At 52.9% G+C, this 15,835-nt stretch carries 11 protein-coding genes; 7 read left to right on the forward strand and 4 right to left on the reverse strand.

Annotated features, from left to right (window positions below; translation table 11 throughout):
* Positions 1 to 9 precede the first annotated feature (9 nt).
* Positions 10 to 1,563, forward strand: coding sequence for a bifunctional peptide-methionine (S)-S-oxide reductase MsrA/peptide-methionine (R)-S-oxide reductase MsrB (gene msrAB, locus MHH78_RS32645; protein WP_341170154.1), 1,554 nt, complete (start codon positions 10 to 12; stop codon positions 1,561 to 1,563).
* Between the two features lie 175 nt (positions 1,564 to 1,738).
* On the opposite strand, the gene galA is transcribed toward msrAB, so the two are convergent.
* The gene (gene galA, locus MHH78_RS32650) at positions 1,739 to 4,510 is read right to left on the reverse strand and encodes a beta-galactosidase GalA (RefSeq protein WP_341170155.1); all 2,772 of its coding nucleotides are present in this window, start codon (positions 4,508 to 4,510) and stop codon (positions 1,739 to 1,741) included.
* Positions 4,511 to 4,724: 214 nt separating this feature from the next.
* Between galA and MHH78_RS32655 the strand changes: the two genes are divergently transcribed.
* From MHH78_RS32655 to MHH78_RS32675, 5 genes are all read left to right on the forward strand, one after another.
* Positions 4,725 to 6,491: a sensor histidine kinase gene (locus tag MHH78_RS32655; protein ID WP_341170156.1), complete on the forward strand. Its 1,767-nt coding sequence runs from the start codon at positions 4,725 to 4,727 to the stop codon at positions 6,489 to 6,491.
* Positions 6,492 to 6,503: 12 nt separating this feature from the next.
* Positions 6,504 to 8,069: a response regulator gene (locus tag MHH78_RS32660; protein WP_341170157.1), complete on the forward strand. Its 1,566-nt coding sequence runs from the start codon at positions 6,504 to 6,506 to the stop codon at positions 8,067 to 8,069.
* Between the two features lie 192 nt (positions 8,070 to 8,261).
* A complete protein-coding gene (locus tag MHH78_RS32665) occupies positions 8,262 to 9,224 on the forward strand; it encodes an ABC transporter permease (protein WP_341170158.1) in 963 nt (320 codons plus the stop codon).
* 12 nt (positions 9,225 to 9,236) lie between these two features.
* Entirely contained in the window at positions 9,237 to 10,127 is an 891-nt protein-coding gene (locus MHH78_RS32670) for a carbohydrate ABC transporter permease (RefSeq protein WP_339253561.1), read from the forward strand.
* 57 nt (positions 10,128 to 10,184) lie between these two features.
* Positions 10,185 to 11,942, forward strand: a complete 1,758-nt coding sequence (locus MHH78_RS32675) for a hypothetical protein (protein WP_341170159.1) — start codon at positions 10,185 to 10,187, stop codon at positions 11,940 to 11,942.
* A gap of 64 nt (positions 11,943 to 12,006) precedes the next feature.
* Here the strand turns inward: MHH78_RS32675 and MHH78_RS32680 are convergent, their stop codons facing one another.
* A complete protein-coding gene (locus tag MHH78_RS32680; RefSeq protein ID WP_341170426.1) occupies positions 12,007 to 13,110 on the reverse strand; it encodes a slipin family protein in 1,104 nt (367 codons plus the stop codon).
* 1,023 nt (positions 13,111 to 14,133) lie between these two features.
* Here MHH78_RS32680 and MHH78_RS32685 point away from each other — a divergent pair.
* Positions 14,134 to 14,217, forward strand: coding sequence for a putative holin-like toxin (locus tag MHH78_RS32685; protein ID WP_219214875.1), 84 nt, complete (start codon positions 14,134 to 14,136; stop codon positions 14,215 to 14,217).
* Positions 14,218 to 14,425: 208 nt separating this feature from the next.
* Here MHH78_RS32685 and MHH78_RS32690 read toward each other — a convergent pair whose 3' ends face one another.
* Entirely contained in the window at positions 14,426 to 14,965 is a 540-nt protein-coding gene (locus tag MHH78_RS32690) for an NADAR family protein (protein ID WP_341170160.1), read from the reverse strand.
* 61 nt (positions 14,966 to 15,026) lie between these two features.
* Positions 15,027 to 15,824: a DUF6602 domain-containing protein gene (locus MHH78_RS32695; RefSeq protein ID WP_341170161.1), complete on the reverse strand. Its 798-nt coding sequence runs from the start codon at positions 15,822 to 15,824 to the stop codon at positions 15,027 to 15,029.
* Positions 15,825 to 15,835 lie beyond the last annotated feature (11 nt).

Here is a 15,835-nt window from a genome sequence, read left to right on the forward strand (position 1 = left end):
GAATCAGGCATGAAGAAGACATGGAAATGGATAGGATATATGCTGGTGATTGGCGGCCTGCTGTCGATCCTGGCTGCATGCGGTGCGAAGCCCGATACAGCATCCGGCAAGACGGACTCCCCGGCAGCGATGAACAAGGGGAAGCCTGCACCCGCATTCGCATTAAATGATCTGAAGGGCGACCCTATGAAGCTGGAGGATCTGAAAGGCAAGAACGTGTATGTGAAATACTGGGCCTCCTGGTGCTCCATCTGTCTTGCCGGTCTGGAGGAACTGAATACGCTGGCCGGACAGGAGAAGGATTTCCAGGTGGTATCGATTGTAACTCCGGGCTACAAAGGCGAGAAATCCGCCAAGGAGTTCACGGAATGGTTTAACAAGCAGTCGTATGACAATCTGACCGTGCTGCTCGATGAAGATGGGACATGGGCCAAGGAGTTTCAGGTACGGGCATATCCCAGCTCTTTTTATATCGATGAAGAAGGGTTGCTGGTGAAGTCCCTCCCGGGTCATGCCTCCAACGAGCAGATTCAGGACACCTTCGCGGGAATGAGCTCCGCCTCAGCCGCCACCCCGGTTCCAGCGGTCAAGACCGCAACTATAGCGGACAAGGATCTGCGTGACCTGTATCTGGCGGGCGGCTGCTTCTGGGGCGTTGAGGCGTACATGTCCCGCATTCAGGGAGTTCAGGATGTCACCTCAGGCTATGCCAACGGGAATGGCGAGGATCCTTCTTACGAGGATGTCATTCGCGGGGACCGGGGGTTCGCGGAGACGGTGCATGTGAAGTATGATCCGAAGCAGGTCACCCTGAAGCAGCTCCTGGAGGCTTATTTCAAGGTGGTTGACCCGACCAGCCTGAACAAGCAAGGCAATGACCGGGGCATTCAATACCGGACAGGAATCTACTATTCCTCCCCGGAGGATGCAGCGGTTATCCAGCAGGCCGTAGCCCAGGAGCAGACCAAGTATGACAAGAAGATTGTAACGGAAGTCCTTCCTCTGGAGAACTACTATCTGGCGGAGGAATATCATCAGGACTACTTAGAGAAGAACCCGAACGGGTATTGCCACATTGACTTAAGCATCCTTGATGAGCAAGAGCCGGTTATCGATCCGGCCCAGTACCCGCGCCCTTCCGACGCAGAACTGAAGGAGCGATTAACCGCCGACCAATACGCGGTAGCCGTCAAGAATGACACGGAGCGTGCCTTCAGCAACGAGTACTGGGATAACTATGAGCCTGGCCTGTATGTCGATATCGCCACGGGTCAGCCCCTCTTCTCCAGCAAGGATAAATACGATTCCGGCTGCGGCTGGCCCAGCTTCACGAGGCCCATTGCCCCGCAGGTCGTCACCTATGATACGGATACCAGCTTCGGCATGGAACGCACCGAGGTCCGCAGCCAAGCAGGCGACATTCACCTGGGCCACGTCTTCGACGACGGTCCCGCTGACCGCGGCGGCAAGCGCTACTGCATCAACAGCGCCTCTATCCGCTTCATCCCTCTAGACCAGATGGAGGGGGAGCATTACGGGTATTTGCTCGGGTTGGTGGAGTAGATTAGGTGAAACGTACAGACGAAGAGTGTCTCATAAAAAGATCGCCCTCCATCCGCTCAACAGAGCGGTGTGGAGGGCGATTATTTTTCTTTTATAACATTCCTCTGTTTATTATTGTTGCAATTTGTGGCAACAAGCCTCACGAACACACGGCATCTTGGGATTTAAGTTGCCTCTACCCCCTCAACCCCATCGAAACAGCACCGTTAATGCCCGGTTTGTACACATCCGGCTGAATACCGACCAGCACGGACAATACCGTCTCGTCGCCAAGCTCCACATCGTCAAGCGCAACCTCCAGGGTAGAAGGCCATGGAGAGGTCTGCTTGGCCAGCAGCCTTCCATTGACATAGATTTCGGTATCCCCGCTAAGCGCGTGGAAATACAGATATGGGCTGCTGCTCTTCTCCCGCTCTGTCAGGGCGATGGAGCTGCGGTAAATCACATAGCCGTCCGCTCCCTGGAGCAGCTGCTGCGGCCCGAAGCTGACGTCGACCTTCTCCCAGGAATTCATATCCGTAGGATGAATCTCCACATTCGGGTCCGGACGCTCCGGAGAGAGCTCCTGTGTCAGCAGCCAATTGTTGATATACCGCTCGTGAACGGATAACACATAGGGAGGCTCGTCCACCGCTTCTACCGGGATGACCTGCACCAGAGGCTGCAAGCCTTCCCCCTGAAGCGTCAGTTCAATAGCGGTATGCCCCGCATCGCTGCCAACGCTGCCAACAATCAGCTGGAGACAGCCATTGAACAGGCAGCGCTCCATGAGATGATCCGGCTCGTGGGAGTTGGGATTGCCGTTGCCCGCCCCCAGAATAATGCCGCTGCCGGTCAGCGAGAAGGCTACCCGCTGCCCCGCCGTCTCCACAAACCGCCCTTCGGCGTCGATGGCGTAGACATTGACAACTACCGCGTCCCGCCCGTCGCCAAGCAGGGCCGGCTTGCTCGTCTCCACGCGCAGCGCGCAAGCTGCCCCGGGCGTTATTTTCTCATCCACAGCGACCCGCTTGCCCTGACGATACCCCTCCAGCCTTAGCGTTCCCGGCTCGTAAGGAATTTCCCATTGGCATTGCTCATAGAGTTCGACAGCCTGTCTGTACCGCAGCTCCCCGTTGACATACAGCTCTACTTCATCGCAGTTGGTATGCGTCATGACGGTCACCGGCTGCCCTTCCTTCCCCGGCCAGTTCCAGCCGCCTGTGATATGCGCAACCGGCTCATCCAGCCAGAACGCCTGGTACAGGTAATACGAATCCTTCGGGAATCCGCAGGTATCCAGGATGCCGAAATGGGTGCTGACGCTGGGCCATTCATAAGGCGTCGGCTCGCCGCGGTAATCGAAGCCTGTCCAGACAAAGGTGCCCATCATATAGTCGCGGGTATTAATGGCTTGCCACGACTCTCTTGCGGTGTTGCCCCAATTCGCCCGTTCCCGGTCGAAGCTGTCAAAAAACTGCAGCGCGGTATCGCTGACGTAAGTCCCCCTTGTGGCAAAAGCACTGACCGTCTCGGACCCGATCATCGGCTGACCCGGATGCTTCTCGTGGAAGCGGTCATAGCCGCCATGCATATAATTGAATCCGGCGATATCCATCACATCGACCGTTCCACCGTCTTCCATAACGCCGCCGTTCATGGCCCCCAGAACCGGACGGGTATCGTCCAGACGCAGGATTGCCTGCTTCATCCGCTTGAACATTTTGCGCCCGACCGGTGTACCCTGCAGCGGCTCTTCATTGAACAGGCTGTAGAACACAACAGATGGGTGATTGCGGTCGCGCGTCACCATATTCCCGACCTGGCGCAGCCCTTCCGGCGAGCTGTCGAAATTACGGTTCTCGTCCATCACCAGCATACCGAGACGGTCGCAGGCCTCCAGCAGCTCCGGCGCAGGATTGTGATGGGCGCAGCGGTAAGCGTTACTCCCCATTTCCTTCAGCCGCTGTATCCGGTATTCATGCAGCGAGTCCGGCAACGCAACGCCAACCCCGGCGTGGTCCTGATGGTTGCAGGTGCCTTTGATCTTGAGCGGGCGTTCATTAAGATAGAATCCGGTATTGGGACAGATCCGAATACTGCGGTAACCGTAAGATGTCGTGACCGTGTCCCGCTCTTCTCCGTCCACCAGCAGGGTGGAGTGCAGCTTGTACAGGTGGGGAGCCTCCACATCCCACAGCAGCGGCGAGCTAACAGGCAGCTCCTGCTTCAGAACGGCGGCTTCCCCTGCTTCCACGCGGCCTACGGTCCGTTCCTCCGCCACCACTGCTCCGTCGGCACGCACTACCCGGGACAGGAGTTCAACCTCCGCTGCCGTCTCCCGCTCATTCGTAATCCTCGTCTCCACGTTCGTCAGCCACTGCCCTCCGTCCTGCTTCACCGGATTGACCCAGATGCCGCGATCGGCGATGGACAGCGGATCTTTCTTCGTAAGCCACACATGGCGGTAGATGCCCGCACCTTCATACCACCAGCCCTCGGACACCGAGGCATCCACCTTCACCACCAGCAGATTAGGGCGGTCGCCATAGAAGACGTTGTCCGTTATATCCACCACAAAGCTGGTATAGCCGCAGAAGTTCCGCCCCAGCACGCTGCCGTTCAAATAAATCGTCGCATAGGTGGCGATCCCGTCGAACTCCAGCAGCAGCTGTCTGCCGTTGTCGGACGGCTCCAGCTTGAACTTCTTGCGGTACCAGCCAATGCCGCGCGGCTTGTAGCCGAAGTCCGGCACCCCGCCCTCGCGGTCGAACGGCTGGCGGTAAGACCAGTCATGCGGAAGCCCCACCGTCTCCCACTCATTATCGTTCCATTCAATACTGGCTGCTCCCATAATGCCGCCTGCTTTGGCGTTGCCGTATACCGCTTTGTGGCTGTTTTCCACCGGGATAGCTATATCTCCGTGATGGAACAGCCAATCCTTGTCCATGCTTAACCGTTCTCTCATTTAGGTCAAAACCTTTCTGCGTTGTAATACTTCTATTGTAGAAAAGCGGAACGAAAGACGTTAGTACAAAGGGAGGGAACCAATCGCACAAAATGAACATTAATGCATTTTCGATTGTTCTTTTGGACGGCAGCATTCATAGTAGATCATAAATACCCATACGGCGACCGGCTTCCCGGACCCGTAAAGATCTGCCGCAGAAGGTGACAAAGCCATGATATCCAAACGAAGAAACAGCATTATGGTCAAAATGATAGTGTTCTATACCATTCCCTTTATTCTGCTCTCCGTCCTGCTCGTGTGGAACAGCACCCATACCACGCGCAACATCCAGGACAGCTTCATCACCAATATGTCCCATGCCTTCGACCAATCCTATCGGGATATTGAAGGCCGCATCCAGGTGGCATCAGACCTGACCTCCATGGTCAGCCGGAACAACAAAATGCTCGAATTCATCAATGACCCCTATCTGGGGGATCAATCGGAATTTCTGAAGGAATATCTGGACACCGTCACGCCTATTATCAAATATGCGACCGCCTTCTCGGAGAGTGACGATTATTCCATCCGTGTCTATATGGGGAATGACGCCATCCCGGAGTCGTGGCCTTATTTCTTTCATCTGAGCAACTACTCTTCTCATCCCAAGCTACAGCAATTTGTGCAAAAGGATTCGGAGACCCGGCTGTGGCTGTTGCCGGATGACCGTGAGCTGGGCCCCGCCAGCTTACAAGATGAGCGCAGGAAATATACACTGCTTACCAAGCTGTATTCGCCTGCCCGCGGCATGCTGGGACTGGCCGTGGTCACGCTGGCCGAGGACAGCCTGTTCAGCATCGAGGAGGAGCCCGCCAATCTGTCGAACGCCCAATTCCTCTATGCCGGCGGCCATATCGGTCTGTCTACTGCAGAGCTGGACGAAGCAGAGGAAGCAGCCATCCTGCAGCAGCATATCGGCGATAAGAGAGCTTATTTTATCCAGGGAGAATATTTATATTTGCATCGTAACCTCGATTCCATCGGCCAAAGCCTGGTGTACAAGGTGTCGCTGGAGCAGCTCAATGCCTCTGTCCGCAAAAATGTCTGGAATCAGATCCTGCTGATCGTATTCAGTATTCTGCTGCTGATGATCACTTGTTATTTCATGTTCAAAATGATTTTTCTGCGGCTCAACAAAATTGTGTCGGTCATGCGCCAGGTCATTACCGGCAACAATTCGATCCGCATTCCAGATAACAGGCCGGATGAACTGGGACAACTCGCGCATGATTTCAACGATCTCATCGAGCGCAATAACGAGCTGATCCACCGGGTGGTCATGAAGGAGCGGCTGCGCAAGGAAGCCCAGATCAAGGCGCTGCAATATCAGATCAACCCGCATTTCATATACAACACTCTAGACATCTTCCGGATGCAGCTGATTAAGGCCAGGATCTTCGATACGGCGGACCGGCTGGCGGATTTCGGGCAGATCCTGCGCTACAACCTGAGCGACAATACCCTGCATACGACGCTGAACGAGGAGATCGGCTTAATCCGCAAGTACGTCAGTCTGCAATCGCTGAGCAGCAGCAAGGCAATTAGGCTGGACATTGAGGTCCAGGAATCGTTAAAAACCTTTCCGGTGATCAAGTTCCTGCTCCAGCCGATCGTCGAGAACAGTATTAAATACGGGCAAACCGCCCGGCGGGAGCTGCTGCATATCCAGGTGCGGGCCTACGCCATTCGGCAGCAGGTCATCATCGATATCACCGATAACGGCTGGGGGATGCAGGAAGAACAGATTGCCGGCCTGAATGAACAGTTCCGCGCCCCGCTCCATTACGAGGACCCTGCGGCCGAGCCGCCCCGCCGCTCCATCGGCCTGCACAATATCAACTCCAGACTGCGCCTGTATTACGGCGACGCCTACCCCATTACCATGGAGGGCAAGAGCAATGACTATACGAAGGTTCAGATTAGAATTCCTTATGAATGAGAGGGCACAGGGATGTACAAGCTGTTGATCGTAGATGATGAGAAAATGGTACGCGAGGGCCTTCAGGATATTATCGAATACCTGAAGGTGCCTCATATCGGCCCGCTGCTGACTGCGCGCGATGGCGCGGATGCGCTGGAGGTGATCGCGCGGAAAGAGCCGCCGATCGTGCTGACAGATCTCAACATGCCCGGCATGGGCGGGCTGGAGATGATCCGTACGCTTAAGGGACGGCACCAGCGCCATAAGATCATCGTCATCAGCGGATACGATGATTTCCATCTGGTGAAGGAGAGCTTCAAGCTAGGCGTGCGCGACTATCTGCTGAAGCCCGTCCATTCCGGCGACCTTGCCGAGGTGCTGAACAAGACGGTGCACGAGCTTCAGCAGGAGCAGCAACAGGACCTTGAAGGCCACTCCGAGCAAAAACTAGCCCTGCTGGAGAAAGCCAGCCGGGGCATGAATCAGGTTCTGCACACTGCCCCGGATGACCATGATGCCATCCAGGCCGTACTGGATGAGCTGGGCTGCCGCTTCCCTCATCCTGTCACTGCGGCGGCCATCGTCTCTGTGAGCCAACCGGCTCCGCACGAGCCTTCCACCGGCGGCAATTGGGAGCATCTTCTGCTGGCCGCCGATTGGGAGCAGCCCCAGCTTACGCTGCTCCCCTTCTATAACCGCCATAATGACCTGGTCCTCTGGCTCAACTATAATGATCAGCTGTATGATGCTGGCGGCATACACAAGCTGCTCCAGCCGTTCTTGGCGGATGGCACCGCCGCGGTAGCTGTCGGTGCTGCGGTCTACTGCGCACCCGGCGCGGTTCATCCCGAAGCAGCCGGTGCTACTGAGTCCGGTAGCCGCACGAGCGGCTTGGCCTTTGCCTACCAGAGCGCACTGGACACGCTCCAGTACAAGCTGATCACCTCCCGCCAGAGCCTTATTGTATACGAGGACACACTGAACAAGGAAGACAATCGGATCAAGTCGGAGCATCTGAGAACGCTGGTGGAGCTGATCGATATGGGGCGCCGGGAGCAGGTGCTCCCACTGATCCAGCATTATTTTAACGAAGAGGCCCTGAAGAGCAGCAGCATGAACAGCATTCGCCATAATTACGATATCATTCTGCACACGATCGGCTGGCTGCCCGGCCAGAAGCGCGACCTCTCTACCTTCGAACGAAGCGAGGCCCTGCGGCTGTACCTCAAGTCCTGCATCCTGCACATGATCGAAGCCCGCGAGAGTCTGGTGCACAGCGGTGATGTAGTGGAGATTGCCAAGACCTATGTGCAGGAGCAGCTGCTGAACGGCATCAACATGGCTTTTATCGCTAATTATTGTAATATGAGCTATAACTATTTCAGTAAAATGTTCAAGGACAGCACCGGGGTCAACTTCCAGGATTATGTCACGATGAAGCGGATGGAATACGCCAGGCAGGCCCTCAGCGGACTCAATGTCAAAATCCACACAGTATCCGAGCAGCTCGGCTACAGCAACCCCAAGAACTTCTCCCGCGTCTTCAAAAGCTATTTCGGGGTCAGTCCGAAGGAATTCCAGAAGCAATCCCGGTGAATTCAACCTAAGCGGAGCTTCCTCCGCCCCACTCTGTCTCATGACCGCAGGCTCCCCGCTTCGCTCACGCGAAAGGAGGGGCTTTTTGTCTGTTCAGGATGAATAATGATACCTTTTCATAACCTCCAATCCTGTTATCGCTTTCTTAATCCGCTTACAATTGATGAAGCACAAGAGAAAAGAGGTTGCCAGATGACAGATTCAGAGGCTACGCTCGCGGCGCGCAAATCCCCGGGCACAGGCAGGAACTTCCGGAACAAGGATCAGCTGTCGCTTCAGACCATGATTCTTCCCGGTATTATATTCATTCTCGTCTTTACATTTATTCCGCTCTACGGTGTACTGATTGCCTTCAAGGAATATAACATCGTCACAGGGATCAGAGGCATCTTTACGGCAGAATGGGTCGGCTTGGACAATTTCAAGGAGTTCGTGAACGATATCAACTTCTGGAATATGCTGCGCAATACGCTTGGCATCAATCTATTGGGGCTGCTTATCAACTTCCCCCTGACCATCCTGTTTGCGCTGATGCTCAACGAGCTGACTTCCCAGCATTTCAAAAAGCTGACGCAGACAGTCACTTATCTGCCTCATTTTATCTCCTGGAGCATCTTCGGCGGATTGATTATCAACATTCTGTCGCCGAGCAGCGGTGTCGTTAACTATGTGCTGCTGCAGCTTGGGATCATTTCCGAGCCGATCCATTTCCTTGGGGAACAGGACTACTTCTGGCTGCTTGCCGTGCTGACGAATCTCGTGAAGGAGTTGGGCTGGGGGGCCATTCTCTATCTCGCCGCCATTGCGGGCATCGATCAGGAAATGTATGAAGCGGCCTACATGGACGGGGCCACACGCTTCCAGCGCATCTGGCACATTACACTGCCATCCATTACCGGCACGATTGTCATTTTGCTCGTATTTTCCATCAGTAATATCCTGAATAGCGGCTTCGACCAGTTCTTCGTGCTTCAGAATCCTCTGAATATTGATAGCAGCGAGGTCATTGACACTTATGTCTACAAGGTGGGGCTCAGGGAGTTCCGTATGGAATACGCTACGGCTGTGGGTCTGATGAAGACGGTCATTGCGCTCGTCCTGCTCTATCTTGCCAACCTCACGGCCAAAAAAATAACAAAAAGAGGAATCTTCTAGGGGGGTACGCTCGTGGTTAAGGATCGCTCATGGCGGGAACATCTGTTTAATGCATGCAATGTTCTGATTATGCTCATTCTGATTGTATTTACGCTCTATCCGTTCTGGTATTCCGTGATCGGCTCCTTCAACGAAGGCGCGGACTACGCCAGAGGCGGCGTGTACCTGTTCACCCGGCAGTTCACCTGGGACAACTACAGCGCTTTGTTCAGCGACAGCGCTCTGATCCGGGCCTTCGGGGTTACGGTGGCCCGGACGGTGATCGGTACGTTCACCCATATTGTGTTTACAGCTATGTTCGCTTACGCTTTCTCACGCCGGAACCTCAAATACCGGAAATTCTACTCCATGCTGGGACTCAGCAGTATGTACCTCAGCGGCGGAATGATTCCGTTCTTCATTCTGATCAACTCGCTGGGGCTCTACAATCACTTCCTGGTGTTCATTATTCCGGCCTTGTTCAGCTTCTGGAACGTGATTCTGTTCCGCTCCTATTTCGCCGAGCTGCCGGAAGCGCTGATCGAATCCGCCAAAATCGACGGGGCCGGGGAATACACCATCTTTTTCAAGTTTATTCTACCTTTATCCAAGCCCGTGATCGCCGCGGTCTCGCTCTTCACGGCTGTCGGCCACTGGAATGCTTATTATGACGCCATGATCTATACGTTCGGGGATCATCTGCAGACGGTCCAGCTCTATATCCTGAAATTGGTTCAAAGCACGGAAGCCGCTCTACTGCTGGCTAATATGTCGGGCACCGTCGGCACATCGCACAGTACCGTCACGACAACAACCCTGCAATTGGCCGCCATGGTCGCCGCATCGCTCCCGATTGTGCTGATCTATCCTTTTGTACAGAAGTATTTCATCAAGGGCATGCTCATAGGCTCTGTCAAAGGATAAATCCGCCTTAAGGTGGGATGAACATATAGCTTACGATGATAACTTGGGGGTAAAAAAATGAAGAAAACAGCAACGGCCTTATTATCCATCTGTCTCAGTCTGACACTCGTATTAACCGGCTGCTCCAAAGCGGGCAACGCCAATAACGAAACCACCCCGTCGCCTACAGCGACTGCCGGCAGCGGGGACACAGGCGCAAATATAGCAACATCCTCAGATCCCGGCTGGAAATCCAACACGGCGCCTGCCACCTTGTCCTGGTATGTAGGCGTACCGGGGTACTCCAAGAAATGGGATGCACAGAACAACTATGTAGACAAGCTTATTACCGGGGAGACCGGCGTCAGCGTAGATTATGTACTCGCAGGGAATGATGTGAACTCCGAATTCAACGTGATGATGGCAACCGGCAATCTGCCCGACATTATCACGCTGGACCGCTGGAACAGCAACTCGCTGATCCAGACCTTGATGAGCAGCGGCACGGTGGCTCCCCTTAACAAGCTGATGGAGGAGTATGATCCGTACCTGACCACCATTCTGCCGCCATCCATGGTAGACTGGTACACCCAGCCGGACGGCAATCTCTACTCCATTCCGAACTACTATGTATCTCCGGAGATGCTGGATCAGTATCCCGGGGTGAAGAAGTTCTACAATGAACGCTCCAACGGCCAGATTCTGGTCCGCCAGGACATCATGAATGATCTTGGCATTACCATGGAAGACCTGCAGCAGGAGGATTCCCTGATTGCAGCGCTGAAGAAGGTGAAGGCCGCCGGGGTGAAATATAACGGCATGGATGTCATTCCAGTCTATCTGGACGATAAGGATAAATATATCAACGACTCCCTGAGTGTGCTGAGCGGCTCCTTCGGCGCCGTTAGCGAGACAGAGGATGGCTCTTATTCGGATGTCCGCCGCACCAGCGAATTCAAGAACGTGCTGAAGTTCGTCAACCGGCTGTATTCGGAAGATCTGCTGTCACTGGAGAACTTCACAAGCGACCACAACCAGATTGCGGAGAAAATGACGCAGGGCTCGATCTTCATGAAGATCGGCAGCTACGCCGACTACAAAGACCCGGTCAACAATCTCTACCAAGCCGATAAAGAAGCGAAATATGTAACCGTTGACGCTATTCAGTCCAAGGAAGGCACGCTGCCGCAATACGGCAGATCGCTCAACAAAGGCTGGACCTTAACCTTTATTAACAAAAAGTCCAAGCAGCAGGACCGCGCGATTCAGTTCCTGGAATATCTGTACAGCGAGCATGGCCAGACCGTCAACAGCTTCGGCAAGGAAGGCGAGACCTTCACGGTAACGGCAGACGGCAAATACAAGCTGAACACCGAGATTGAGGAAGCCATCAATAAGGACTGGAACGCCGCCTCCAAGAAATGGGGCTTCGACTCCATCTGGTGGATGGTCAATGAAGTATGGCTGAAGGATGTCAAAGAAGCCGAAAAGACCGAGCAGACGGAATACATGGACAAGCTGTTCTCCGGCACAGCCAAATATATGTTCAGTAATGACGTTATGGATTCCGGCAACCTGTTCGATGCCTATGAGCCCGGCTCCAAGGAAGCCAATGCCGAAGCGAAAATCAATGTCTACTGGGCACAAGTCGTTCCCAAAATCATTTTCGCTAAAAGTGATGCCGAATTCGAATCCGTCTACACCGAAGCCCTCGCCACCCTGGACAAGCTGGGCCTGAAGGATATCGAAGCCGCGAAGAATGCCCGTGTCCAGGAACTCAAAGAAGCCACCGGCACTAAGCTGGTATCGCCGAAGTATACAGGGACTTATCAATAAGGCAACAAATAAAGACGCTGCGGGGAGACATTCCCGGGCGTCTTTTACTTATATCTTAAGTGGTCTACTTATTGCTGCCGATGAGCGAGCTTAACCGCTCCAGCAGATCGCCGCCGCCCGTAACCGAGATGGAACCGATCCGGTCGCATATTTTCTCCAGGAATTCCAGCTCCTTGAGCCGGAACAGCGTCTGATTCTCGTCCATCAGCTTCGCCGTATTCAGCAGGCTGCGTGTTGAAGCTGTCTCTTCCCGGCGGGTAAGCAGGTTCGCCTGCGCCTTCTTCTCGGCGAGCAGGACGGTGTTCAGGATGTCTTTCATTTCCCCCGGCAGAATCACATCCTTCACCCCCGCCCCGACAAAACGTACCCCGAATTCTTCTCCCTTCTCCTGGATACGGGACAGAATGAAGGTGGCAACATCCTCTTTTCGTTTCAGGAGATCGTCCAACTTCAGCGTCCCGACATATTCCCGGAGCAGGAGCTGAAGCTGGATGTGGATCTGCTCGTCAAACCCCTTCATCTCCAGAACGCGGTGCGGACTTACGATGGTGTACTGGCATACGAAGTTCAGACGCAGCGAGACCTTATCTTCAGTCATCATTTCCTGGCCCACCAGATCCATCTGCTGCTGTCTTAGATCGACCGTCTTCGTCAGCACCGAGACCGGTCCCTTCCAGAAATAATACTTACCCGGCGTAAGCTCCCGCTGAAGCGTATGGTCATAGAACAGGAATCCCTGCTCGTAGCTCGCGATTTCGTAGCACTGCACATATGGAGTAAGCTTCGGGATAATCGAGCGGTCGATCCCGACAGGCAGCTCCGGCTGCCGGATATCCGTATGCACGAAGGTGTGCTTCCTCAGGAGGTTCCAATACGCATACACCCCCGGCTTCAGCAGCTGCATGAATTGACCATCCTCATAGTGCAGCACGTTCTCATGATCCTGTACGCGCACCACATCAAGCTCCCGCAGGAGCTCATCATCCTGTAAGAACAGCTGCAAGTCCTTGCCCCCAGCGTTAAAAGGCTTGGCAATATCCAATACCACCACCGTATGCTGCGACCATGAGAAATAACGGTAGGTTCCCGGCAGCAGCCGCTTCACATAACTTCCCTTATGAAAGAGCAGACCGCGCTGGTCCGCTTGAATCGTGATTGGCTTCAACATCATATGTATTACCCCCTTCATGTTTGGCCAATGGATGACAGAATCCCGCTGCAGACCGGGCGGAATCACGTTTGAGACAGGCGGTCTGCCGGGAGGTCCGGGAGGACTGCTTGAGACCTGAGGCTAACCCAACCTTCAGCCAGCCTTCGTTCCCTTCCGTCCTTACCTAGTCCTCCCCTGCTGCCCCACCATCGGTATCCACGGATTGCAAAGCCCTGCCGCAGTTGCGCTAGACTAGCCGCCAGAGATTCTGTCCACTGGTTTCCTTACTCAGATTGTGCTTCAATTGTGGCTCGATGGAAATCGAGTACTGTAACCAACGTCGCTGTGAAGGCGATCGGGGAATCGAACCCCTTATCTGCTCTTACCGCAACGGACCGTACAGGATACCGTAACATACATGCCGGCACTGCGGGATCACCTGAGATCCCCGCCTCGTTACGCCCGCCCTGATAAGAACCGGATGTAGGATGAACGCGCTTGGCGTTTTCTTACAGGGTCTATCATCGCTGATCTGAGCGGTAACGAACATGGCGGAAGTATTACGATGGAAGAATAAATTTCCAGGGAGGATTTTAAGAGGCACAGAAAAAAGCCCAAAGGCAGGTGTTGGCCTGCTTTTGAGCTTGGGTATGGCGATTGCGTTTGTATATTAAAAATTACTACAAAAAAATAGACCGCCCTCACCAAAGGAATCGGTCTATTCTTTGACTGGTTTACCTCTTGAAGCCACCGCCCTTAAAAGTGGATATTGCCCCGAGAGTCGTGTTAGCCGCACGGCTCTCTTTTTTCATTATACTTTCTTCTGCCTATTGTACCACTCTCTTAAAATCTCTCATTAGCCTAAACCCACTCTTCCGGCGGGATCCATAGGTTGGGCCTACGCTGTTCGTATATTCAAATTTTTCCATTCATGGTATAATCGCAGAAGCAATAGAAAGGCTTATATGGGCGGTCGGCTAATCTCCCGGAAAAGCTGATGCTTACGAAGTAGCTTTCTGCGAAAGCTTTTAGGTGAAGCCAATGGAGGTTTATCAAGCATTGTCCCTGATGTTCATGTTCGGCATGTTCATTATCGCGCTGCTAAATTACCTCAAAAAGAAATAGACCGCCCTTCTGAAGGGTAGCGGTCTATTCTTTAACTGTCTTACTCATCTGAAGCCGCCGCCCTTAGAAGCGGCTATTGCTCCGAGAGTCGTGTTCGCTGCACGGCTCTCTTTGTATTCTACGTTTTTTCTGCCTTTACTATACCACAAATCAGTTCATAAAGTAAGAAAATGTATGAAGTTATCTATTGAAATACGCATCGTACTCCTTAAGAGCTTCCGGTGACTGCTTCGCTCTCCATTCCCGCAAGGCCGTCCCGAATCTCCATCAGCAGCTTCCCCAGCATATTGCCGCCCTGCCCGTCCCCGCCGTCTCCCCAATAGGCATCATTCGAGGTATGCTCAACAAGCATGCAAACCCCGGTAGATAGCAAGATGGACTTGATTACAGGATGCTGTTCTACCTTGGCTATGAGTGCTTCCCGCATCACCTCAACCTTGCACTCCTCCCAATCCGGCCGCAGCGGTCGATTCCGCTCCCGACCCATCCTGGCTGCGATCATAGGCGTACTGGCAAGCCGGATCTCCTCTTCATGCTCAGTCCCTGCGAACTTCTGCGCCTGGAAATAATGCTCTGATGTCGCCCACTCTTTGCCTTTTAACAGAATCGGATACTTGGCAAAATTAGAAAAACAGCCATAAGGCTTATCCGTCTCATAGAAACGTATTATACGCGCCTCTGGCTTAGCCGATAACCATTCCTTTCGATGTTCATCGTGGATCTTCTGGATATGTTCCGGGGTGTCCATGGCTGGCCTGGCCTCCTTGTGTATGGAGTGTTCATCATCTTTATGATTTGATCTCACTTGATTAAAGCTCAATCCTCTCCTTAAGAAGCACACTAGACTCCTTCGACTGAGGAAACCATAACGGTTTTGAAAGTGTAATTGCATCATTATCTAATGTACTTAATAGATTGGACACAAAATAATTGAAAGACTGTTCTCGGGTATTATATAATCCAAATTTAGGATTATTATGAGCTGTATTATTCCAATGTAGGCCATATATCTGCCTATTAATACATAAAGACGTTAAAGTTCTCGTCTGCAAAAATTGTAGATCCATCCCATCATAACGCTGTCTTTTATCCCGGTAGAATTCTTGGATTCTCGTAAATAACCGTTGTGCGACAAGTTCTGGTCCAATGCTTCGATAATCCTGATAGCCATATGAGAATATCCCAAAATAAACGTTGTCAGAAGCCCGCTCCATTATTGATTGTACGGTATAGAGATTTTCTAGAGCATCTTTCAACTTCGTCCCCACACTTAAGCTGGTCTTCACTTCTATTACGGCTCTAACATATTGATCTGGAACAATGACAAAGTTAGGCCCATTAAAAAGCAACGGAGAAGCTTGATCATAAATAATAATGTCCAGTTGCTTACTACAGGATTCCCCATCGTTGGAGAGAATAAATCCACTTGAAACTGAATACTTCTGAGGAATAAATCTCTTTATTACATCCTGCAAAATAGCCTCTTTGTGTGTCCCATCAGATATCCAATGAGCATTTCCGATGATATCTCTCACCCGATTTTTTGCAACGTCTAATTCCTTGCTAAAGCTCTGATAATAATTCGGCAGACTTCTCTCAACGGGCATACTTCACCTCT

The organism is Paenibacillus sp. FSL H3-0333, assembly GCF_038002805.1.
In the GTDB taxonomy this organism is placed as follows: Bacteria; Bacillota; Bacilli; order Paenibacillales; family Paenibacillaceae; genus Paenibacillus_AQ; species Paenibacillus_AQ silagei.

Coding starts and splice junctions, on each gene's coding strand:
- msrAB (WP_341170154.1), top strand. CDS start 10: ATGAAGAAGACATGGAAATGGATAGGATATATGCTGGTGATTGGCGGC.
- galA (WP_341170155.1), bottom strand. CDS start 4,510: ATGAGAGAACGGTTAAGCATGGACAAGGATTGGCTGTTCCATCACGGA.
- MHH78_RS32655 (WP_341170156.1), top strand. CDS start 4,725: ATGATATCCAAACGAAGAAACAGCATTATGGTCAAAATGATAGTGTTC.
- MHH78_RS32660 (WP_341170157.1), top strand. CDS start 6,504: ATGTACAAGCTGTTGATCGTAGATGATGAGAAAATGGTACGCGAGGGC.
- MHH78_RS32665 (WP_341170158.1), top strand. CDS start 8,262: ATGACAGATTCAGAGGCTACGCTCGCGGCGCGCAAATCCCCGGGCACA.
- MHH78_RS32675 (WP_341170159.1), top strand. CDS start 10,185: ATGAAGAAAACAGCAACGGCCTTATTATCCATCTGTCTCAGTCTGACA.
- MHH78_RS32680 (WP_341170426.1), bottom strand. CDS start 13,110: ATGTTGAAGCCAATCACGATTCAAGCGGACCAGCGCGGTCTGCTCTTT.
- MHH78_RS32685 (WP_219214875.1), top strand. CDS start 14,134: ATGGAGGTTTATCAAGCATTGTCCCTGATGTTCATGTTCGGCATGTTC.
- MHH78_RS32690 (WP_341170160.1), bottom strand. CDS start 14,965: ATGGACACCCCGGAACATATCCAGAAGATCCACGATGAACATCGAAAG.
- MHH78_RS32695 (WP_341170161.1), bottom strand. CDS start 15,824: ATGCCCGTTGAGAGAAGTCTGCCGAATTATTATCAGAGCTTTAGCAAG.